Raw genomic sequence first — 20,265 nt, 5'->3', positions numbered from 1 at the left:
GATATTGAATTAAACCTTCGCTTCTGGCAGCGGTCAAAAGTACAAAAAAACGATTTAGGGCCGTTGACCGTTATGGAACTGCAACCTAATTTATCAGGAATGAAAAAACGTATTCTCACCACTACGGTGCTGGCTGTACTAATAAGCACAGCCGGTTTCAGTCAGGATTCCACTCGTCAGAAACCGGCAAGCGGAATTTTCGGTAAAATCCTTGATGCCGTTACGCAGCCATCGGCTGGAACGGCAGGCGGTTTAACCAATAGCGATATTGCGTCTGGACTGAAAGAAGCGCTACGTATTGGTGTCACAAATGGCGCTTCGCAGGCGTCTAAATTAGACGGGTATTTCAAGAATCCTCTATTGAAGATCGCGTTCCCACCCGAAGCGCAGAATGTAGCTAACAAACTCCGGCAGATTGGCTTTAGCAAACAGGTTGATCAGTTTGAACTATCACTCAACCGGGCGGCTGAAGATGCAGCTAAAAAGGCAGCTCCGGTTTTTGTTAAGGCCATTACGTCGATGAGTATTCAGGATGCTGTCGGAATTTTGGGTGGCACAAACGATGCGGCTACGCAATATCTGCGTCGGACGTCCGGCCAGCAGTTAGTTACAGAGTTCACGCCAATTATCGATAGTACGTTGAAAAAAAATAACGCTACCAAGTACTACAGCGACCTGGTTAATACGTATAATAAAATCCCATTCGTTCAGAAAGCCAATCCAAATCTGACCGAATATGCGACTAATAAGGCCGTTGATGGCTTATTTATTTTGGTCGCGCAGGAAGAGAAAAAAATTCGCGAAAATCCGGCGGCTCGGGTTACTGATCTGCTAAAACGGGTTTTTTCTAAGCAGTAAGAGAGCTGATTTCTAACAAAAATACCCCTGAACAGCTAAGCCTTTCAGGGGTATTTTGTTAAGAACCCATATACGAATCGTTGTTGATATACTCTAGTTTATTGGCCCACACCAGAGCAATCTGAGTGGCTCTTTGCCTCACTTGTTCAGCGGTTTCGCCCTGAAATTCTTCGGAGAGAGTGGCTGTAAATAAGCGTAGCCACCGTTCAAAATGCTCAACGGTAATCGTATGCTTTTGGTTGACAATTAAATGAGGGCGGAACGGATGACCATCATAGGCATTGTTGCCTAAAATAATACTTTCCCAAAATGCGTACATCTTGGGGAGGTGCTTTGACCAATCGACCTGAGCAACATCCGTGAAAATGGGCCCGATAAACGAGTCTGCCTGTACTTTTTCGTAAAAAGAATCCACCAATAACCGTACCGATTCAGGGGAGTCTAAGGTTGGCTTTGTCATGGTAAAATAGGGAGTACCGAACGTAACAACTCACTACTTCTGAAAGGTGTCTGTGTATTGTTCCGCTTTAAATCCCAACGCTACAATCTGACCATTTTGTTCAATCAGCGGCCGACGAATAACTGACGGTTTTTCTATCATCAACGTAATGGCCCCTTCTGCATCGGTTGGCTTTTCTGCATCAGGCAGCTTTTTCCAGGTCGTGCCAGCCCGGTTTACCAGTTCGTCCCAAGGTTTTTGGGCTAACCAACGATCAAGAGTTGGCCGATCAACTCCTTGTTTTTTATAGTCATGAAATTGATACGTAACATCGTGTTCTGCCAGCCAGGTGCGGGCTTTTTTGACCGTATCGCAGTTGGGGATGGCGTATAGGGTGTACATGCGTATGAATTGAATTAGTTACGAAATTAATAAGGCCAACGGAAACCCCCACCGCATATACTGATGTTTATTGCGCGGGTTTCCACCCGCACTATGTAAATTTGTACCCATGAAAAAATCAGACATTCATTTTACAGTCGAGTTAGATAATCAGAATATTCCCGAAAAAATTTACTGGGACGCAACCGACAACCCCAACGAGGGCCTGAGTGATACCCGTGCGATTGCTATTGCGCTTTGGGATCAGTACCATAATAGCACCCTCAAAATTGATCTTTGGACGAAGGAGATGGAAGTAATCGATATGAAGCGCTTCCTGATTGAAATCATGAGCGGAATTGCCGATACGGCGATAAACGCAACTGGCGATAAGCGCATGGCTAATGATATTGAAAATACCTGCCGGGTCTTGAGCAAACGGCTCGATGAGGAAATTAAAGAGCAACAAAAGCAACAGTAACAACACCGAAGCTCTACAGTTGGTCGTTTATTTGCTAAGAGCTGTCTAAGCCACGATTGTTTTTATATGAGAAAGATTCTTCTGCTACTGTTTGTTGCCCATATTGCTGTTGCCCAAAAAGCAGGTGTTCAGTTTAAAGAAATCTCGGTAGAAAAAGTATTTCAGGAGGCACGACGGACGGGAAAACCGGTTTTCGTTGAGATATTTTCGCCTACGTGTCACGTTTGTCAAAGCTTTATTCCGACGTTGGCTGATGCTCGCGTAGGTAAGTTTTATAATAGCAAATTTCTCAGTACAAAGCTTGATGTCGGTCAACCATCGACACGGGCTTTCCTGGACAAAAATCGTTTGTTTGTGCCCTCACTGCCGTTGTTTCTTTATTTTGACCCTCAGCAGAATCTGACTCATTTTGCCATGAGCAATAATACGACTGACGAAGTGATTCGGCACGGAACCAATGCCTTGAGTCCCCAGGCCCGTAGTCAGAATATGAAATCGCGCTATCAGCAGGGCGAACGTTCGGCCGCTTTTTTGATTGATTATGCGATGTTAGGACGGGTTACCAGAGACACCGTAGCCAATATGGCGGCCATGAACGAGTATGCCAAACAACAATCGCCGGCCACCTTTGCGAATCAGACCAACTGGCTGGCTTTGCAAAAGCTCGTGCTGGATTTTGAGAATCCAATGTTCCAGTATATGCTGGGCCATCTTGATACGTATCGGAAAGCGTACGGTGCTCAGGAAACGCAGCAGGTCGCCGAGAATATTCTTATGTCGTCGTTATACAGTGGCCGGGGAGCGCAGTTTCCGGTAGCCAAGATTTTGCAGATTCGTCAGGATCTGGTCAAGATTGGCATTGATCCCAAGATAGCGGCTAATCGCACCTTGTTGCCGGAAGTGAATGCGTATTTTCGGGCAAAGCAAACAAACAAAGCGGTTGAGCGGATGGATAGTCAGGTAAACTCGAATCAGCTGTCGGTGCCTGAGTATATCTACATATCGCGTTTGTTTAATCGGGCAAGTCCTGATGCCAGCGATGTGCCAACCATTGTGAAATGGGTTAATAAAGGCTTAGCGGCTAAAGCTGCTCCTAAAGAGCAGGCGGACCTGTATTATGAGATGGCAGAAGCGTATCGCCGGAGTGGAAAGAACGCCGATGCCCAAAAGGCAGCTCAAAAATCAATGGAGCTTGCTCAGGCCAGCCATCTGGATACACGCCGGAACGTTGAGCAGATGGGTAAGTTGAAATAAAAACAAACTTCCTGTATAGCGTGCTCATATTGATCCATGAGCACGCTTTTTTTATGGCGCGATCGCTTTCCGTGAAATTCGTCAAGAATGCTTTAAATAGTATTCTATCCTGCTTATCATAAACTCACTTCATGAACAAAGCACTACGACTGTTGTATGGCTGTTTACTAGCAATCAGCCTGTCATCATCTTTGCTTTTTGCCCAGTCTGGTACGATTTTAATTAATGTCCGGGAAGCCAATCAGCAGCCAGTTATCGGCGCTACGTTGCGGCTCACAGATCGGGCTGACACCACCCGTAAGTTATACGCTATTAGCGATACTGCCGGAAAGGCATCTTTTCGCGTAACGGCGGGGCGGTCTTACCGATTGCTGGTTACGTCGATAGGGTACAAGCCACTTCTGCACGAATTGCTGAATGCTGCTGATCAGCTAACGCTGATTATGCAATCGGATAATGTTCAGCTTCAGGGGGTATCCGTAACGGCTGCGAAACCTCTTGTCAGGCAGGAAGATGATAAAACCATTGTTGACCCGGAACCGATTGCGGCTACCAGTACCAGTGCCTACGAATTGCTGGAAAAAACACCTGGTCTTTTCCTGGACCCGGATGGCAATGTGTATCTGAGTAGCACGACACCGGCTACCATTTATATCAACGGACGGGAGCAAAAGATGAGCGCAGCCGATATTGCTTCATTGCTAAAAAGTCTGCCTCCGAATAGCATTGCCCGCATGGAAGTGTTACGTACGCCTTCGGCGCGTTACGATGCCAGTAGCAGTGGCGGTATTGTGAATGTAATCCTGAAAAAAGGTGTCAACATTGGCATGACAGGGTCGGCGAATGCCGGATTCAATCAGGGGCGATTTGGCAATCAGTTTGTAGGGCTTAACCTAAACTACAACCAGGGCCGTCGGTCATCCTATCTGAACCTGAATTACACGCGTCGAAATACATACGAGCAAATCCAGACGAACCGGGCTTTTTCGACTGATTCGATTCTGCGACAAAATGCCTACACTACGTATCCAGCCCAGATTTTTTATACAGGTTACGGAGTTGGTTTCGAAGTGTCTAAAAAGTGGGATTTGAACGTTGATGGACGTTTTTCATGGAATGAATCGAATTCATCGGCCAGCAACATGAATCAGATTAGCCAGATCAGTACGGATCGTTTGCTTTCCGACAACCTAAATCAGATTGATGGAAGTAACCGGCTGCTATCGGTTACGCAGGGCGTAACGGCTAAATATAAGATTGATACGTTGGGCTCGGAGTTGATAACCGACGTATCATATAATTTTATGGGTAACCGGGGGAGCCAGGATTTTTCGACACAATATCTGCGGCCTGAATCACCCCGAACCTCCGGCGACGGCGATTTTGATTCACAACGAAACTTGCTGGCTGTTCAGGTTGATCTAAAATATAAGCTGACAAAAAGTATTACGCTCGAAACAGGGACGAAAGTCACCTGGCAGCAATTCAATAGTCGACAGGATTACTTTACCTGGCGGTCGAATCAGCGCGTGCCGGATGCCGGACGAACCAACGCGTTTGATTATCGGGAAAACATTAATGCGGCTTATGCCCAGATCTCCAAGTCGTTTGGTGCATTTCTGCTGAAAGGAGGGGTTCGATTTGAAAACACGAATATGGACGGCCATCAGCGTGTGCCTGTCGATACTACGTTCAAAATCAATCGTACAGACCTTTTTCCGTATGTGTACCTGAGTCGTCGGGTGGCCAAGGTTGCCGGATACGAATTGCGGAGTTATCTGGTCTATCGTCGGTCCATAACGCGCCCGGCTTACGATTACCTGAATCCGGCGGCTCGTTACGTCGATCAATACTTATTTGACCGGGGTAATCCGGCCTTACGTCCTCAGTTTACGGAAAATTATGAAGTCAATATTAGCGTAGAAGACCGGCCTTTGTTTGCGATTGGTCAGAATAATACCCGCGATATTTTTACGAACGTAGTCTATCAGGACCCGGCCCGGCCAAGTATTGCCTACCGTACGTATGACAATCTAGGCGTCAATAAAGAAACGTATTTCCGGGCGCTGGCGGGTATTCCGCCAATTAAACGCTATTTCTTCGTAGTGGGAGCGCAGTATAACTACAATGAATACTCGGGAATATACGAGAATAAGCCCCTAAACTTTAAGCGGGGAAGCTGGTCTTTCTTCACCTACCACTCGCTGAAAATCGATACCCGTTCGACGTTTACGCTCAACGGATTCATCCGGACGCGTGGCCAGCTTCAGTTCTATGAGCTAAGCAATTTTGGCGGGCTCAACATGAGCCTGAACCGGAAGTTTATGAAGGATAAACTGATGGTGACGCTTACGGCAAACGACATCTTTTTCACCAACTACTATCAGTTTACGCTACAGCAGGGTAGTGTTTCGGCCGACGGGCTCCGTCGCAATGACACGCGCCGATTTGGGTTGACGCTACGGTATAACTTCGGTTTGCGTAAGAAAGAAGAACGGACAAATATGTTCAACATGGAAGCCCCGGCTCAGAATTAAGAGGGCTTTATAGTGATAAGTAACAGGAAGCTGCCACTATTTATCAGCTTGAATTGATTCAATTTGATGCCAGCGAGTTGAGCTATTTCCGCTGATAAATGGGCTGGGTGAATGGAGGCTGGAGCAGCAAATGAAACGAGTTTTCGTCGCCCAGCGCAACAGCCCGACGTAAATCATTTTCTGCCTGAGCTATTTGCCTAACTTTAATACGAGCTAGTGCCCGCCAGCGGTAGGCATCGGGCTTTTCGTCGCGGAAATGCCATACGGCTTTATCAAATTCGCGAAAAGCATCATTAAATTGGTCGGTGCTGTAGTAGGCAATACCTCTATCCAGATAACAGTCTGCCAGTGTGTTATCGCGATTGATGGCTTGAGTAAGATCGTAAATAGCCGAATAATAGTTTTGCTGAAAAAGCTGGCATTTACCCCGGTAGGCGTAGCCAATGGCTGACCGGGGATACTGACGCACTACGTCGTCGAAGTAACGATGCGCATCCTGAATATTTTTAGTTCTAACTAATTCGATACCCTTCCGAAAACGTTTTCGGTCTTTGTCGGCCGGTGTATCATGGTCTATCACGTAATATCGAATAGTAATATAAGCGATAAAAAGTAGACCTAACAGCGCAACTTCCATAATCCTGCCTGGTTTTCAAACGCAGCGAATTTACAAATTTTACTCCTCTTTTGATCGATCAGCGGTTTGTGTTAACTGATCCCGAACTGCTTTCGGTAAACTTTTTCGCACCAGATCATACGAATGGTCGATCCATTCCTGCAAATCGCTGCTACGTATACTGCTATTTACGGTTATGGTATTCCAGTGCTTTTTGTTCATATGGTAGCCTGGCTTTACTACCGAAAATTCTTCACGCAGAAGAACCGCCCGTTCCGGATCACATTTCAGATTGATCGTGGTTGGACGGCTTTCAATATCGAGCAAGGCGAAAATTTTACCACCGACTTTAAACACTAACGTTTCCTCGCCAAATGGGAAAGACTCGGTAGCGCCATCCTTTGCTATACAGTACTCGCGGAGGATTTCGGTATTCATCGGGTACAATGGCGGATAGTATAAACAATCACGGCGAACAGAAACATGATGATCGAAATGCGATTGATACCATGCATCATCCGTAGGTTTACACTGGTCGGCCGATTAGGATCTGGCTTGCGGAATACGCGAATGAAATACGCGAAAACCGGCCCTATTTTAAAATAATCCAGAATACGATTCATAGCAAGAGATGGGCAGTGATACGTAACAGTCTACAAAACGATAGAAGGACTGCCCTTATTTAGCTAACAAAAATTATCGCCTATTAAGTCAGAATACATCAACTTTTTCGGGTTCTATCCACCGATCATCTTCCCGGATCAGCTCAATTAATTCATCGACAGCCCGTTCGGCCGGAACCGATTTTTTGATAACCTGCTGACCCCGATACAGCGCAATTTTATCCCGGCCAATACCTACGTAACCGTAATCGGCATCCGCCATTTCGCCGGGGCCATTTACGATGCAGCCCATAATCCCAATTTTTACACCTTTAAGATGGTCGGTACGTTGACGGATGAGCGCAGTTGTTTCCTGTAGATCGAACAGCGTACGGCCGCAGGAGGGGCAGGATATATATTCGGTTTTGGTGATACGGGTACGAGCCGCCTGCAGAATGCCAAACGACAGATTGTTAAGCCGTTTCAGATCATCGGCTGAACCATTGGTTGACGATAGCATGATACCATCGCCCAGGCCATCAATTAATAAACCACCTGCGTCGGTGGCCGCGAAAAGTGGTACGTCTTCTTCGGGAACAGCTTCATAGCCTCGCTTGATAACGACAGGCGTTGAAAGACCTTGATTGATAAGTTCGACCACTAACCGACGTAGTTCTGGCATAGCATGCGCATTGTCGGTGCTAATCAATAGAACGACTGTCTTGTCGGAACGTAGGCATGTAAGTAGCTCCTCCGATAAGTCGGGCAGTGTTACGTTAACAATATTTAATCGACCGTGAATTTTAATCGACGTTGAGACGGCAGTCAAGTATTCGGCTGCTGTCAATAGCGGGAATGTATTGATTTTATCCGCAGCGGTTTGCCAGACAGCAAAATCCTGAATTTCCTTTAGGCCGTTAGGCAGCATAAACTGCGCTGGATGGGAACCGGTATAGATGTAATCGGCCCCCAGGTCATTCATCCGCCATTTGTCGGGAACAGGCAGATAGAAATGACCGACTGGTTGCAGTACGTCGTGCTCGGTAACCGGTGTCTGACTATAATCGGCAATGACGCGTGGCACATTCTGTCCGCCAATATTGGCGACTTCGTGTGTACTCCGCCGAGTATACTGGAATGGATCGATCGGATACGTAGTGACAGGAGGAATTGGTCTGCTTATAGCGGCTCGATTCGTATAGCGGTCAATAAGAGCCTGCGCAACGGGAGCTTCTCGTTCCGGTTCTTCGGTGAGTGATACGCGTACCGTATCGCCAATACCATCTTCCAGCAACGTACCAATACCTAAAGCTGATTTAATACGTCCGTCTTCAGCTTCTCCGGCTTCTGTTACGCCTAAGTGTAGCGGATAAGGCTTTAGTCCTTCTTCGTCCAATCGCTGCACGAGCAAACGATACGCCTGTACCATTACCTGCGGGTTGCTCGACTTCATCGACAGAACGATATTATAATAGTCCTCGGCTTCGCAAATACGCAGAAACTCCAGCGCTGACTCGACCATGCCGGCGGGTGTATCGCCATAACGGCTCAGGATACGGTCAGAGAGGGAGCCGTGATTCGTACCGATGCGCATAGCGGTACCATATTCTTTGCAAATACGGACCAGTGGTAAAAACTTGGCGCGAATCCGATGAAGCTCAGCAGCATAAGCTGCGTCGGTGTAATCGATGAACTCAAAACGCTTGCGGTCGGCGTAGTTGCCCGGATTGATCCGAACTTTCTCAACGATCCGTGCTGCCAATTCGGCTGCGTTGGGTGTAAAATGAATATCGGCTACCAAAGGTGTTGTATAACCCTGCGCTCGCAGACCCTTCCGAATATTTTCCAGGTTCTGGGCTTCCTTGACACTGGGAGCGGTGATACGTATGTATTCGCAACCGGCTTCGATCATTCGAATACTTTGCTCAATCGAACCCTGCGTGTCCATTGTGTCGACGGTTGTCATCGACTGAACCCGAATCGGGTATTCAGAGCCTAATGGTACGTCGCCTATGTTGACCGTAATGGTTTTACGCCGAACATATTGCGTTAACGAAGGAGTATACAGCACCGGAAAGTTGGTAGCAGCCGAAATAGAAGGAGTGAGCAGCGAATCGAGCATACAAGTAGCGGGCGAAGCCGTTTGACTAGACAAAGGTACGGAAAAACAGCTTCCCCGGTTTTGTATAGAGTAACGGGAAAACATCGGCGCTGCTGCAAATGTTCGCTACGTTACGTTCACTGCTCCAGGCAATCTCATGACTATGCTGGCAAGTAGGCATTAATCAGATTAATTTTTAGTTAGAAAGGCGGACATAAAATATCATGTAAAAACAATTAGCCCGTCTGGCTGTTAAATAAGCATACGTAGCGTCTTGAGAACTTATCAGGGCCTACAAAGAAAAAAGGTGAATTGTAAATTCAATACGTTATGAAAACCAAGATGTTAGGTGCATTTGCACTCGCTTTTATGCTTACTGTTGGTGCTTATGCACAGGACGACATGACTAAGCAGGAGAAGAAAGAAATGCGGAAGCAGGAAAAAGCTGAACGCAAGGCTCGCCTGAAAGAAAATGTGAAAGATGCAGGCCAAAATATAGGTGATGCGGCTACCGAAGTAGGGCAGGGCGCTAAACGGAAAGCAAAAGTTGCTGGACAGGCTATTGGCAACGAAGCTGAGAAAGTCGGCAATGCCGTTGAAAGCGAAGCAGATAAAGTAAAATCAAAGCGTGAAGCGAAACGTGCCGAACGTGAAGCTCGTCGTGATACGCTGTAAGAACGAAATAGTTCTGAAATACAAAAGCGCTGGCAATCAATAGAGATTGCCAGCGCTTTTTGTTAAGTTAATTTCGCGCCCACTTTCGGGTATTTCGCACGCCAGTGCTTCCAGCGTTTATGCGACCAGAGCCAGTCGGAGGGGTTTTCCCGAATCGTCTTTTCCAGAAGATCTCTATATCGGTCTAGAATAGTGCCCAATGGCAATTGATCATAGGGTGCTTCGCCAATCAGGGTGAATTTTACTTCGTAATATCCCCGCTTTACTCGTTTCAACTCGGTGTAAAATACGGGTAGGTGTCGACTACGGGCTAGCCGTTCCGTACCGGGGTAAAAAGGTGTATCCTGATGAAGAAAGTCGGTCCAATAAGCCTGTTCAGGCACATCGGGTACCTGGTCCGCTACTAAAGCGATAATACGTGGTAGATTTTTGGCTTCGACCATACGCCGTGGGAGCGTATGCATGGGTATAGGCACAGCGCCGAAACTTGACCTCACTTCCCGCATTAATTCTTCGAAAAAGGGATTGTTCAGTGTTTTGTAGATACTATCGGTTGGCATGTCGTTCAAGACAGATGCCGATGGAATCCATTCCCAATTGCTTGAATGGGACGCCATCCCGATGATCGCCTGTCCGGCCTGAAGCCGTTCTTTAACGAGTTCAGGGTTAACGAAGTGGACTCTGCGATGTAGCTCATCGGCAGAAAGTGCTGGCATTTTGATTGTTTCAACGATCAGATCGGTAAGGTTTCTATAAAACCCTTTGGCAATCCGTTTTATGTCAGCTGGTGACTTCTCGGGGAAGGATAATTGTAAATTTTTCAACACAACCTCACGGCGATAACGGATGAGGTACAGCAATATAAAGTACAAGATGTCAGACAGGCCGTACAATATACCAAGCGGGAGTCGAGACAGCAGACGAAAGAATAGCATTCGTTACGTGAAGGGCAGCTTAACACAAAATAGAGGTTTTGTTGCAGCGATACCCAAAAAATTAAAAATTTATAAATTCATTTGGTGGTATTGATTTTTTGCCTTACTTGTGAACGGATACGTTTGTTGTTATTGGAAAAGTACCAACTACAGCCTGATCCGGTCGGAACAAATCCGGTCCAGTTACTCATTGAGCTGCATTACTTACCGAGTTTGGATTACATAACTGGTTTAATGCAATTTCAGCGTGTACAGATTGAGGCTCATGAACATTACCAGAAGCAAAGTTACAGAAATCGTTGCTACGTTCTGACGGCAAATAAAGTAGATGTGCTGACAGTACCGGTCGTGCAGGGGACGCACCATCATCCTATTCGAGAGCTTCAGATAGATAATGGGCAGTCCTGGCAACTGCGTCACTGGCGGGCAATTCGGGGAGCTTATGGCAAATCGCCATTCTTTGAATACTACGCACCTGATTTTGACCGTATATATCAAAAGCGGTGGACGTTTCTGTTTGATCTAAATTATGAGTTACTGACAATTTGTCTGAAATCGATTGGGGCTTCTATCTCATTGAACCTGACAGATTGTTATGAAAAAGCTCCGATAGAAGGCTTATTTGATGCTAGATCTCGAATAAATCCAAAAAGTAGGGATAGTTCGTATGTATTTTATAAGCCAGTACCCTATCAACAGAACTTTGGCTTTGATTTTGTACCAAACCTGAGTATACTAGATTTAGTGTTTTGCCAGGGACCAATGGCTAAGCATTTTTTAAGTTCAACGTAGTATAACATTTTCGGTTATCCAACGGGCACTTTTGCCACTGAATACCCAAAAGTCGATAACTATACATTGGTCGCTGGTGGTAGTGAACAAATCCTCAAAACTCTTCGTTAAGCCTGTATACGCTTACCTAAGGAAACCCTAAGCGAATGGAAGCAAAATTCTCAAACCGCGTCAAGGAAGTTATAACGCTAAGTCGTGAAGAAGCCTTGCGCCTAGGCCACGACTACATTGGCACCGAGCATCTGCTATTAGGCATGATTCGCGAAGGTGAAGGTGTGGCCGTTGGATTACTGAAAAAACTCGGTATTTCACTCGATGAACTCCGGGTTACTATTGAACAGGCTACGAAAGGAACGGCTACAAACAATGTGAAAAATCTGGCCAATATTCCGCTGACTCGTCAGTCGGAAAAGACGCTGAAAATCACATACCTTGAAGCCAAAATCTTCAAAAGTCCTCTCATTGGAACGGAGCATCTTTTACTGTCGATTCTGCGCGACGAAGATAATGTTGCCACGCAGATTCTGAACAAGTTTAATGTTAATTACGAAGTCATTAAAGAAATGCTCGAATATCAGTCTTCGGGAAGCCGTCCGGTGATGGGCCCCGAAACCGACGATGACGATAACGATCGTGGCATGTTCGGTGGTGGCGGTAGTTCCGGTTCGGGCAAAGATCCGAAAGGCTCCGAAAAGTCGAGAACACCCGTTCTTGATAACTTCGGCCGCGACCTGACCAAACTTGCAGAAGTCGGCAAGCTAGACCCAATTGTTGGTCGTGAGAAAGAAATCGAACGCGTTGCTCAGATTCTGAGCCGCCGGAAGAAAAATAACCCGATCCTGATCGGCGAACCGGGCGTTGGTAAAACGGCCATCGCTGAAGGACTTGCGCTGCGCATTGTGCAGAAGAAAGTATCGCGGGTGTTGTTCGGTAAGCGTGTTGTTACGCTTGATCTTGCATCGCTTGTTGCTGGCACCAAATACCGTGGTCAGTTCGAGGAACGCATGAAAGCTGTGATGAACGAACTTGAGAAATCACCGGAAGTTATTCTGTTCATCGATGAGTTGCACACTATTGTAGGCGCTGGCGGTGCTTCTGGCTCACTTGATGCTTCCAATATGTTCAAACCAGCTTTGGCTCGGGGCGACATCCAATGCATTGGTGCTACGACTTTAGATGAGTATCGTCAATACATCGAAAAAGATGGTGCGTTGGCCCGTCGTTTTCAGATGGTGATGGTTGATGCTACGTCGATCGACGAAACCATCGAAATCCTGAATAACATCAAGGATAAATACGAAGATCACCACCACGTTAACTATACGCCCGAAGCTATCGAAGCAGCGGTAAAACTGTCAGAGCGTTATATCTCTGATCGCTTCCTGCCCGATAAAGCAATCGACGTACTGGACGAAGTAGGTGCTCGTGTACACATCTCCAACATCACAGTTCCTGATGATATTCTGAAGCTTGAAGAGCAGATCGAGAATATCAAGAAGGAGAAAAACCAGGTTGTTAAGAGTCAGAAATACGAAGAAGCTGCCCAGCTTCGCGATAAGGAGAAACGCCTGATCGATCAACTTGAACGTGCTAAGCAAGCGTGGGAAGAGGATACGAAGAAACGTCGTTATACGGTTAACGAAGACAGCGTTGCTGAAGTCGTGGCTATGATGACGGGTATTCCGGTCACCAGCGTTTCGAACGATGAAGGCAAGAAGCTTGTCAACATGGGCGAAGAACTGAAAGGTAAAGTGATTGGTCAGAACGCTGCGATTGAGAAGCTCGTAAAAGCGATTCAGCGTACTCGCGTTGGTCTGAAAGATCCGAAAAAACCAATTGGTTCGTTTATCTTCCTGGGTCCAACCGGGGTTGGTAAAACAGAGCTGGCTAAAGTTCTTGCTACGTACCTCTTCGATAAAGAAGATTCGCTGGTTCGAATCGATATGTCGGAGTACATGGAGAAATTTAGCGTTAGCCGTCTGGTTGGTGCTCCTCCGGGCTACGTTGGTTACGAAGAAGGTGGTCAGTTAACGGAAAAAATCCGTCGCAAACCATACAGTGTTGTCCTGTTGGATGAGATCGAAAAAGCACACCCAGATGTATTTAACATTCTGTTACAAGTGCTTGACGACGGTATCCTGACAGATGGCCTTGGTCGCCGGGTGGACTTCCGGAACACGATCATCATCATGACCTCGAATATTGGGGTTCGTGATCTGAAAGATTTCGGTGCCGGTATCGGTTTTGCTACCAAACGTTCGGCTGAAAGCCAGGATGAGTTGATGAAGAGTACGATTCAGAGCGCTTTGCGTAAGGCATTCTCGCCTGAATTCCTCAACCGTCTGGACGATGTGATTGTTTTCAATTCGCTACTACGCGAAGATATTCACAAGATCATCGATCTGATGCTGGGCAAATTGCTTGGCCGTATCATGAATCTGGGTTACTCTGTTGAACTGACAGAAAAAGCGAAAGATTTCCTTGCCGAAAAAGGCTACGATCAGCAATACGGTGCTCGCCCACTAAGCCGGGCTATCCAACGCTATCTCGAAGACCCTGTTGCAGAAGAAATTCTGAAAGGCGAGCTGAAAGATGGTGATAAAATTCTGGCTGACTACAGTGGTGAAGGTGAAACCCTGACAATCACCGTGAAGAAGTCTGAAGAAGTAGTCGAGTAGACTCTCTTTCAAATAAATAAGAAAAGGCCCATGCTACGTAGCGTGGGCCTTTTCTATTCGATAATTCTATTTATATATTCTTCTGTTTCACCTGGTCAATGAGGTATTCAGAGGTACGCATAGAGGCCGCCAGAATTGTCCACGTTACGTTCTTATCGCCCTGCGAAACAAAGGGTGCTGCGTCCACTACAAAGAGGTTTTTAACTTCGTGGGCCTGCTGATATTTGTTTAGAGCTGATGTTTTAGGATCATTACCCATACGTACCGTACCAACTTCGTGAATGATACGTCCCGGAGCGGCCAAGCCATAGCCGTGTGCCGTATCTGGACCTGGTTTGGGACCTAAGGCAATTCCACCCATGGCGTGGATAATTTCTTCGAATGTATCCTGCATGTGCTTGGCCTGTTTCACTTCATAATCCGACCATTTGTAGTGGAAACGTAGTACGGGAATACCATACTTGTCTACCTTGTTGGGGTCGATTTCGCAGTAGTTGCTTTCAAGCGGTACGGGTTCGCCACGACCTGACATGCTGATATAAGCGCCGTAGAAACGACGGTAATCGTCTTTTAAGTCTTTCCCGTAACCTCCACCGGGTTTCATTTTGCCATCACGGCCCGGAATGGTGCCATTAAGCGACTCAATCCCTGAACCGTAACCGTAACCAGGCATCGTTAATCCTCCGCCGTATTCAATATGATAGCCACGAGGAAAGTCGAGTTTTTTGTTATCCAGCCACCAGGGCGTAAAGACGTGCATACCACCAACGCCATCTTCATTATAGCGCTTACGATCCATTAAAGCGGGTACAAAACCCGACCGGCTGGCCCCTGTTGAATCGTTGAGATATTTACCAACTACGCCACTGCTGTTGGCTAGTCCATTGGGGAAACGGGACGATTTGGAATTTAAGAGAATACGAGCCGATTCGCAGGTACTCGCTCCCAGCATAACGGCCTTGGCCCGAACAGTAATTTCCTGCAAGGTGCCTTTATCGACATAGCTGACGCCGGTAGCTAAACCAGTTTGCGGGTCAGTAGTAACCTCGCGCACCATGGCACCGTTGATCAGCGTTACGTTGCCAGTTTTGACGGCTGGAATGCATAAGACCGAAGACGCTGAAAAATCGGCGTAAGCCTGACACCCGCGATTACACTGCCGACAGTAGAAACAGGAACCGCGTTCGTTGTTAATCGGTTTGGTCAGGATCGACAAACGCGACGGAATGACTGGTATACCGATGCTACGTGCCCCTTTCCGAATCATTAATTCGTGCAGACGAGGCTTTGGTGGAGGCAGAAAAAAACCATCCGGTTCGTTAGGAAGATTTTCAATAGACCCAAAAACGCCGATCAGTTTGTCTACCCGATCGTAGAACGGTTTGAAGTCTTCGTAGGTTACCGGCCAGTCGTCTCCAACACCGGTTAATGAGCGACGTCGAAAATCATCCGGGCCGAAGCGCATCGAAATACGCCCCCAGTGGTTCGTCCGGCCGCCCAACATTCGGGAGCGGAACCAGTCGAATTCGGTACCGGGTTTGGACGAATAGGGTTCGCCTTCTATTTCCCAACCTCCCCAGGCTGCATCAAAATCGCCACCGGAACGATAAGGGGTAGCCGCGCCACGTCGAGGGGATTCCCAGGGCCATTTCAACTGAGTGATGTACTTAGGATCGGCTGGGTCATAATAGCCGCCTGCTTCGAGAAGTACAACTTTAGCACCAGCTTTGGCGAGCATATAGGCGGCCATACCGCCCCCGGCGCCAGAACCTACAATGGCTACATCGTAGACTTGGGGTGCCTTTTTTATTTGTGGGATATCCATCTTGAACGGAGAGAGGTTTTTAAGAACGTAACCAAACAGTGATACGTCTTAAAGGCAAATAGACGATCAGTTTACTGATATACGGTAAAAGCAGATTGGGAGTGTATCCAGGCAAATCGGGTAGCTAAAACACAGTTGCTAAGCGATGGACTGTTATCGCATCGCCTGGGTGGCCTCTGCTACTTTATCCGTGTTAATGATATCGACGCCAATTTTCTTAAGTTGCTTCCAGGCATTTGGAGAGTCGGGAATACCCCAGAAACGGATTAACTTATTGTCGTTGTGCGCCCGTTTAATAACGCGTTTTAGTTTTTCGCGGTCAATGTCGGAGAGTTCGCCAGTGCCATCCCAGCGGGAATACAACCTGAAATTATCACTAATCATCGCTACCCGACGTAGCGTTTCGTCGTCGTAAACTTCGCTGGGCCGACCATCGAACTGAATCAGGAGCGGATATTCCAGATAAGTTTCGAGTTTAGGCCGGTTACCGCTGATAATAACCTGTATGGCTTTAGCATTCCCCGTTCGGTTGAAGGAAGCCAGATTTTCCTGTAGGAGATTAATTATTTTGGGTAATGCGTCAGCTGGATTATCCTTTATGTCGATGACCAACCCAAATGTATAGTCGCGGTCGGGGCTGACTTTATTTTGGTATTGACTGAATAATTTGGCGATCGGCTTTATGTAGAGCGAATCGAGCGTAGGGGCGTTGGCCGTGGGTTTATCGTGCGACACAACCAGCTTGCCATCCTGAAGCCAGACGTCGGCTTCGATAAAATCGGCTCGTTGTTCGTAGGCGCTTACGAACGGTTTAGGCTGGCTATAGTCGTTGTGAGCGTGGATTTTCTGAGCGCTGGCGACTGATGCGGATAGGAGCAGGGGAAGTAGGATACGGAAAGACATAGCCACTACGTAATTTCTGACAAAGTAACACAGCTTATCAACGAAAGCAAAACTAAGCATCAACCTTGCCGTTTCGGCTCAATCTGCTATTTTTGGCTCTTCTTGTTTTTACTAATAGTTCGTTCTGTTTATTGATCGAACGTTGACTAACCAATGGATTTACTGAAAGGAAAAGTTGCGCTGATTACGGGTGCTTCGCGCGGCATCGGGCGGGCTATGGCGCTCAAATTTGCGCAGGAAGGTGCTAACGTAGCGTTTACGTTTTTGTCGAGTGTAGAAAAAGGGCAGGCTCTGGAAGAAGAACTTCGGGCATTTGGCGGGCAGGTAAAAGGATATCGATCAGATGCGTCTGATCATAAAGCCGCAGAAGATTTGATTAATCAGGTTGTGGCGGATTTCGGTAAAATTGATGTATTGATCAATAATGCCGGTATTACGAAAGATGGCTTGTTAATGCGGATGTCAGAAGAACAATGGGATTCCGTAATTAACGTTAATTTAAAGTCGGTCTTTAACCTAACCAAAGCGGCTACGAAACCAATGATGAAAGCCAAGTCTGGCTCTATTATCAATTTAACCTCAGTCGTTGGTATTCGTGGTAACGCCGGACAGGCTAACTACGCTGCTTCGAAAGCCGGAATTATTGGTTTTACGAAGTCGGTAGCTCTTGAGTTAGGGTCGCGCAATATCCGTTCCAACGCCATCGCTCCCGGTTTTATAGAAACCGAAATGACCGGCGAAATTAATGAAAAGGCTGTTGACGAATGGAAGCAGCAGATTCCAATGAAACGGGGCGGACAACCTGAAGAAGTGGCCGACTGTGCTGTTTTTCTAGCCTCCGACCTCTCTCGCTACATCACCGGTCAGGTGTTGCAGGTAGATGGAGGAATGTTAACCTAAAAAGTTTTCAGTCTATAGTTTTCAGTTTTTAGTGTAAAAACCTGAATGCTTCACAAAGGACACTTTAAACTGAAAACTTTAAACTGAAAACTAAAAACGCCAACGAATGCGCTCTGACGTTATCTTTCAATCTTCGCCCTGGTGGATTTTAGTGTGCCTGCTCGTTGGAGCAGCCTATGCCTATGCTATGTATCAGCCGCTTCCTCGTTTGGTCAGGAGTGGGGGCGCTGGTAGTGGCACTACGATTGGCGGCTTTGATAAGCGGACAACGTATGGATTAGCCGCTTTGCGGTTTTTAATCGTGAGTTTTCTATGCTTTCTACTGCTAAATCCACTGATTAGAAGCATTCGTACGTTAACGGAGAAGCCTAAAGTTGTGCTGGCTATCGATAACTCGGAGTCAATGGTGGCTGGTGGACGACCCGCTATCAATAAAACGCTGACGAGTTTACAGACGTTACGTGACCAATTAGTTGATAAAGGACTTGATGTATCTGTCCGTACGTTTGGCGATTCAACCACAGACGCTGATTTAACCCAGATCCCGTTCACGCAACGTACTTCAAACCTATCGGGCATGTTGTCGGGCATTCGTTCTGATTACGAAGGAAGAAATCTGACCGATGTTGTTCTGGTGTCGGACGGAATTTTCAATCAGGGCGTATCACCAACGTTCGGCCAGTACCCATTTGCTGTTCAGACGATTGGCGTGGGTGATACGGTTGCCAAGAAAGATATTCAGTTAAAAGGGATCGTTGCTAACCGGATTGCGTATCTGGGCAATCAGTTTCCGGTTCAGGCCGAAATCGTAAGCAATGGGTTTCAGGGACGTACCGCGACCGTTGTACTACGTCAGAATGGCAAAGAGTTAGGGCGTCAATCAATTGCATTTGGTAAGAATGATACGTTTGATCAGGTAACGTTTCAGACTACAGCTACCCAGAAAGGGGTTCAGCATTACGTAGTTGACGTAATTCCGCAGCCGGGCGAGTTCAGCACACGTAACAACCGGCAGGATGTCTATCTGGATGTAATTGATGGGAAGGAAAAAGTGCTGTTGCTAGCGTTGTCGCCCCATCCGGACATAAAGGCATTACGGAATATTCTGGAACGAAACCAGAACTACGAACTTGATGTCCGAATCCTGACCGGTACGCCCGCCGAAGCCACACCTCCTGCCGATAAGGTGTACGATCTAGTGATTCTTCATCAAATTCCCGACAACGGATCGATGAGCAACACCATAGCTCAAAAATACTTGTCGGGCAAAACGCCCATTTTGTTCGTATTAGGTAGCCAGTCGTCACTGGGGCCATTCAATACGTCGAATCCCGTTATGCACGTAGTGGCTGCTCAGTCGCATCAGAGCGATAAAGTGACGGGGGCGTTTAACAGCGAATTCCGGCAACTTAACTTCGATCCGGCCAAACTCGACTTGTTGAGTAAACTGCCTCCTATGTTGGTGCCCTATGGTGAATTCCGTTTACTGCCGGGCTCTGAGGTTGTCTTGTGGCAGCAAGTTGGTAGTGTTCGTACCAATAAACCGTTGCTGGCCATCAACGTAACGGCTCCCCGTAAAACGGCCGTACTGGCTGGTGAGGGGTTGTGGGGCTGGCGGTTGGAAGAATATGCGTTGACGGATAAGCAGGACGTTGTTGATGAACTGATTCAGAAAATCATTCAGTTGATTTCGGTGAAAGAAGACCGCCGTAAGCTGCGCGTTTATCCGATACGTAACGAATTTGTTGCTGGGGAGAAAGTCATTTTCGAGACAGAGCTATACAACGATATCTACGAGCGTCAATACGATAAACCCGTTCGGCTGGAAATTACAGACGAAAAGGGCCTAACCCGTTCGTATAATTACACGCCCACAGCTACTAATAGCCGTTTCGAGATCAGCCGTTTACCCGAAGGCGCGTATCGATTTAAAGCTACTGTAACGCTCAACAATAAAGCTGAGCAATCATCAGGTCAATTCGTTGTTCGTGAATTGCAACTGGAAGCGATGAATACCACGGCCGACCATGGTTTACTACGTCAGCTGGCTCAGCAAACAGGCGGGAAATACTATAGCGCTGACCGGATGGATGATTTGGTTAGTCGCCTGACGGCCACTTCGCGTCCTGCCCGCCTGAGTAGTACCGAAGAGATGAATGAAATCATCAACTGGCGCTGGTTATTTTTCGTCATCCTGACGCTGGCGGCTGTTGAATGGGGCTTGCGTAAATTTTATGGCGGCTATTGATTGAGCCTGCTGTTACAAACTATTTTACAGGCTTTTACTG

The 20,265-nt window shown here is 47.0% G+C and carries 18 protein-coding genes; 9 read left to right on the top strand and 9 right to left on the bottom strand.

Annotated features, from left to right (window positions below; translation table 11 throughout):
* Positions 1–99 precede the first annotated feature (99 nt).
* Positions 100–858, top strand: a complete 759-nt coding sequence (locus tag GK108_RS25520) for a DUF4197 domain-containing protein (RefSeq protein WP_163954411.1) — start codon at positions 100–102, stop codon at positions 856–858.
* A gap of 58 nt (positions 859–916) precedes the next feature.
* On the opposite strand, the gene GK108_RS25515 is transcribed toward GK108_RS25520, so the two are convergent.
* Entirely contained in the window at positions 917–1,318 is a 402-nt protein-coding gene (locus GK108_RS25515; RefSeq protein WP_163954410.1) for a group III truncated hemoglobin, read from the bottom strand.
* Positions 1,319–1,351: 33 nt separating this feature from the next.
* The gene (locus GK108_RS25510) at positions 1,352–1,699 is read right to left on the bottom strand and encodes an ArsC family reductase (RefSeq protein WP_163954409.1); all 348 of its coding nucleotides are present in this window, start codon (positions 1,697–1,699) and stop codon (positions 1,352–1,354) included.
* A gap of 109 nt (positions 1,700–1,808) precedes the next feature.
* On the opposite strand from GK108_RS25510, the gene gldC reads away from it, so the two are divergent.
* From gldC to GK108_RS25495, 3 genes are all read left to right on the top strand, one after another.
* Entirely contained in the window at positions 1,809–2,159 is a 351-nt protein-coding gene (gene gldC / locus GK108_RS25505; RefSeq protein ID WP_163954408.1) for a gliding motility protein GldC, read from the top strand.
* A 66-nt stretch (positions 2,160–2,225) separates the two neighbouring features.
* A complete protein-coding gene (locus GK108_RS25500; protein ID WP_163954407.1) occupies positions 2,226–3,413 on the top strand; it encodes a thioredoxin family protein in 1,188 nt (395 codons plus the stop codon).
* Between the two features lie 131 nt (positions 3,414–3,544).
* Positions 3,545–5,950 carry an outer membrane beta-barrel protein gene (locus tag GK108_RS25495; RefSeq protein ID WP_163954406.1) on the top strand — a complete coding sequence of 802 codons (2,406 nt, stop codon included), beginning with the start codon at positions 3,545–3,547 and terminating at the stop codon, positions 5,948–5,950.
* An 82-nt stretch (positions 5,951–6,032) separates the two neighbouring features.
* Here GK108_RS25495 and GK108_RS25490 read toward each other — a convergent pair whose 3' ends face one another.
* The 4 genes from GK108_RS25490 to ispG all read right to left on the bottom strand — a co-directional run bounded on the left by GK108_RS25490 (position 6,033) and on the right by ispG (position 9,290).
* A complete protein-coding gene (locus GK108_RS25490) occupies positions 6,033–6,587 on the bottom strand; it encodes a tetratricopeptide repeat protein (protein ID WP_163954405.1) in 555 nt (184 codons plus the stop codon).
* Between the two features lie 39 nt (positions 6,588–6,626).
* Positions 6,627–7,004 (bottom strand): MmcQ/YjbR family DNA-binding protein, encoded by a 378-nt coding sequence (locus GK108_RS25485; protein WP_163954404.1) that lies wholly within the window; start codon positions 7,002–7,004, stop codon positions 6,627–6,629.
* Positions 7,001–7,189 carry a DUF6728 family protein gene (locus tag GK108_RS25480; protein WP_163954403.1) on the bottom strand — a complete coding sequence of 63 codons (189 nt, stop codon included), beginning with the start codon at positions 7,187–7,189 and terminating at the stop codon, positions 7,001–7,003. Before GK108_RS25480 ends, GK108_RS25485 begins: the two co-directional genes overlap by 4 nt.
* 88 nt (positions 7,190–7,277) lie before the next feature.
* The gene (gene ispG, locus GK108_RS25475) at positions 7,278–9,290 is read right to left on the bottom strand and encodes a (E)-4-hydroxy-3-methylbut-2-enyl-diphosphate synthase (protein WP_163954505.1); all 2,013 of its coding nucleotides are present in this window, start codon (positions 9,288–9,290) and stop codon (positions 7,278–7,280) included.
* A gap of 309 nt (positions 9,291–9,599) precedes the next feature.
* Between ispG and GK108_RS25470 the strand changes: the two genes are divergently transcribed.
* Positions 9,600–9,944 (top strand): hypothetical protein, encoded by a 345-nt coding sequence (locus GK108_RS25470; RefSeq protein WP_163954402.1) that lies wholly within the window; start codon positions 9,600–9,602, stop codon positions 9,942–9,944.
* 62 nt (positions 9,945–10,006) lie between these two features.
* Here the strand turns inward: GK108_RS25470 and GK108_RS25465 are convergent, their stop codons facing one another.
* A complete protein-coding gene (locus GK108_RS25465; RefSeq protein WP_163954401.1) occupies positions 10,007–10,879 on the bottom strand; it encodes a lysophospholipid acyltransferase family protein in 873 nt (290 codons plus the stop codon).
* 84 nt (positions 10,880–10,963) lie between these two features.
* Here GK108_RS25465 and GK108_RS25460 point away from each other — a divergent pair, with 84 nt between their 5' ends.
* Positions 10,964–11,671 (top strand): WbqC family protein, encoded by a 708-nt coding sequence (locus GK108_RS25460; protein WP_317166577.1) that lies wholly within the window; start codon positions 10,964–10,966, stop codon positions 11,669–11,671.
* 146 nt (positions 11,672–11,817) lie between these two features.
* The gene (locus GK108_RS25455; RefSeq protein WP_163954400.1) at positions 11,818–14,349 is read left to right on the top strand and encodes an ATP-dependent Clp protease ATP-binding subunit; all 2,532 of its coding nucleotides are present in this window, start codon (positions 11,818–11,820) and stop codon (positions 14,347–14,349) included.
* 70 nt (positions 14,350–14,419) lie between these two features.
* On the opposite strand, the gene GK108_RS25450 is transcribed toward GK108_RS25455, so the two are convergent.
* On the bottom strand, positions 14,420–16,174 hold the full coding sequence (locus GK108_RS25450) for a GMC oxidoreductase (protein WP_163954399.1): 1,755 nt from the start codon (positions 16,172–16,174) through the stop codon (positions 14,420–14,422).
* Positions 16,175–16,327: 153 nt separating this feature from the next.
* Positions 16,328–17,077, bottom strand: coding sequence for a phosphatidylinositol-specific phospholipase C/glycerophosphodiester phosphodiesterase family protein (locus GK108_RS25445; protein WP_163954398.1), 750 nt, complete (start codon positions 17,075–17,077; stop codon positions 16,328–16,330).
* Between the two features lie 153 nt (positions 17,078–17,230).
* Here GK108_RS25445 and fabG point away from each other — a divergent pair, with 153 nt between their 5' ends.
* Together fabG and GK108_RS25435 are read left to right on the top strand one after the other, a co-directional pair.
* Positions 17,231–17,977, top strand: coding sequence for a 3-oxoacyl-[acyl-carrier-protein] reductase (gene fabG / locus GK108_RS25440; protein WP_163954397.1), 747 nt, complete (start codon positions 17,231–17,233; stop codon positions 17,975–17,977).
* 106 nt (positions 17,978–18,083) lie between these two features.
* Positions 18,084–20,225, top strand: coding sequence for a VWA domain-containing protein (locus GK108_RS25435; protein ID WP_163954396.1), 2,142 nt, complete (start codon positions 18,084–18,086; stop codon positions 20,223–20,225).
* Positions 20,226–20,265 lie beyond the last annotated feature (40 nt).

The organism is Spirosoma terrae, assembly GCF_010435915.1.
Lineage (GTDB): Bacteria > Bacteroidota > Bacteroidia > Cytophagales > Spirosomataceae > Spirosoma > Spirosoma terrae.
This window is presented reverse-complemented; position numbering and strand designations above follow the sequence as displayed.

Excerpts from the sequence above, each read along its gene's own strand:
- GK108_RS25515 (WP_163954410.1), bottom strand. The coding sequence starts at position 1,318 with ATGACAAAGCCAACCTTAGACTCCCCTGAATCGGTACGGTTATTGGTG.
- GK108_RS25520 (WP_163954411.1), top strand. The coding sequence starts at position 100 with ATGAAAAAACGTATTCTCACCACTACGGTGCTGGCTGTACTAATAAGC.
- GK108_RS25435 (WP_163954396.1), top strand. The coding sequence starts at position 18,084 with ATGCGCTCTGACGTTATCTTTCAATCTTCGCCCTGGTGGATTTTAGTG.
- GK108_RS25450 (WP_163954399.1), bottom strand. The coding sequence starts at position 16,174 with ATGGATATCCCACAAATAAAAAAGGCACCCCAAGTCTACGATGTAGCC.
- gldC (WP_163954408.1), top strand. The coding sequence starts at position 1,809 with ATGAAAAAATCAGACATTCATTTTACAGTCGAGTTAGATAATCAGAAT.
- GK108_RS25495 (WP_163954406.1), top strand. The coding sequence starts at position 3,545 with ATGAACAAAGCACTACGACTGTTGTATGGCTGTTTACTAGCAATCAGC.
- GK108_RS25445 (WP_163954398.1), bottom strand. The coding sequence starts at position 17,077 with ATGTCTTTCCGTATCCTACTTCCCCTGCTCCTATCCGCATCAGTCGCC.
- ispG (WP_163954505.1), bottom strand. The coding sequence starts at position 9,290 with ATGCTCGATTCGCTGCTCACTCCTTCTATTTCGGCTGCTACCAACTTT.
- GK108_RS25510 (WP_163954409.1), bottom strand. The coding sequence starts at position 1,699 with ATGTACACCCTATACGCCATCCCCAACTGCGATACGGTCAAAAAAGCC.
- GK108_RS25480 (WP_163954403.1), bottom strand. The coding sequence starts at position 7,189 with ATGAATCGTATTCTGGATTATTTTAAAATAGGGCCGGTTTTCGCGTAT.
- GK108_RS25485 (WP_163954404.1), bottom strand. The coding sequence starts at position 7,004 with ATGAATACCGAAATCCTCCGCGAGTACTGTATAGCAAAGGATGGCGCT.
- GK108_RS25465 (WP_163954401.1), bottom strand. The coding sequence starts at position 10,879 with ATGCTATTCTTTCGTCTGCTGTCTCGACTCCCGCTTGGTATATTGTAC.
- fabG (WP_163954397.1), top strand. The coding sequence starts at position 17,231 with ATGGATTTACTGAAAGGAAAAGTTGCGCTGATTACGGGTGCTTCGCGC.
- GK108_RS25470 (WP_163954402.1), top strand. The coding sequence starts at position 9,600 with ATGAAAACCAAGATGTTAGGTGCATTTGCACTCGCTTTTATGCTTACT.
- GK108_RS25455 (WP_163954400.1), top strand. The coding sequence starts at position 11,818 with ATGGAAGCAAAATTCTCAAACCGCGTCAAGGAAGTTATAACGCTAAGT.
- GK108_RS25500 (WP_163954407.1), top strand. The coding sequence starts at position 2,226 with ATGAGAAAGATTCTTCTGCTACTGTTTGTTGCCCATATTGCTGTTGCC.
- GK108_RS25490 (WP_163954405.1), bottom strand. The coding sequence starts at position 6,587 with ATGGAAGTTGCGCTGTTAGGTCTACTTTTTATCGCTTATATTACTATT.